The sequence below is a fragment of the Variovorax sp. P4_D9 genome (genome assembly GCF_056401695.1).
The window spans coordinates 1-1,096 of the sequence record NZ_JBFUIU010001538.1; the positions used below are offsets into that span (position 1 = coordinate 1).

Annotated in this window: 1 protein-coding gene; it reads left to right on the forward strand. The window is 60.8% G+C overall.

The window, feature by feature from the left end; translation table 11 throughout:
• The coding region (locus AC1DY5_RS56700) for a hypothetical protein (protein WP_478122880.1) at window positions 1-419 on the forward strand (419 nt) is incomplete at its 5' end.
• Window positions 420-1,096 lie beyond the last annotated feature (677 nt).

A 1,096-nucleotide genomic window follows, 5' to 3' on the forward strand; every position in this document is an offset into this window, starting at 1 on the left:
CTCCGGACCCCTCGGCCATCCCGATGCGGCATAGCTGTGTGCTCGTTGAGGCAGTCGCATTCTTGGCTGAGCATTTCGCGGCAGTAACAACGATCAGGGTCTCTTTGAGTTCGCCCATTGAAAGGCACGACGACTTCCCCAAGGTCGCGAGGAACCGTGCCCAGCTCCTGCATCGGATCGGCGCCCAACAGATCAACATCATCCCCAACTTCGTGCCGTCAAATCGGGGCAACTTCACGGTTACCGGGGTCTGGAAGCGCAACCCGCAAAGCCTCAAGGCCCTCAATGCCGCTTTRCGCCACGAACGCGAAGCACACCGGTCTCGGACGGCGGCCGAGACCACTGTCAGAGGCCGCCTGGCAAAACTCAGTGTGCGGATCAGACGCCTGCTTTCCGGCTCGACCAAAAAGCGCATCTAGAGTGCTTGGCGGCGCTTGCGCATGCCACGCCCGTCGTGCCGGTTCGGTGCCGAATCGGGGGAATCGAAGCAGGAACAGATGCCCATCGCTACACCTAATACAAATGTGCACAACTTCGCGGCGGCATCGCGTGGAATGACGTCGAATGTAAGTGGAAAGTTCTCCACCGTGGCAGTGGACAAACCTGTGGAAAAGCAGGCGCGCATCGTCGAAACTCGTTGCCAGCCGGGGGTCGCCACGCGGTGCCTGCAAAAGAGCCATCGCATCCCATGAATTGCGACGGGCCGCCGGCATCGAGGCCCCACTCAGTGAGCGGGGTTGCCAAAGCGCCTCTACCAGCGCCAGCGGACCATCTGAACTAAGGGTACGCCCTGCTTGTTATGGCTGTGTGACCCCGACGTTCGGCACCTCGCTGATCGCGGGCTCTTTTTCATGTCCGCCTAGGCGCTTCAACCTGCAACGTCCAGATCGTGATGTGTCCGGGCCGCTTCTCGCGAACTGCCGCCTCAGTCATCAGCGGGCAGATCTGTCAATCCCAAAGGCGGCTCTCAACTCATCAAGTGCCCCATCGGCCAGCCGCACAGCCTCCTGAAGGCCAATGTCAATCGGCGCGCCCTTAACAAGCTCCGCCGGAGGGTTGAGGGCGAACATCATCCTCTCGCATGCGGCGAACCATT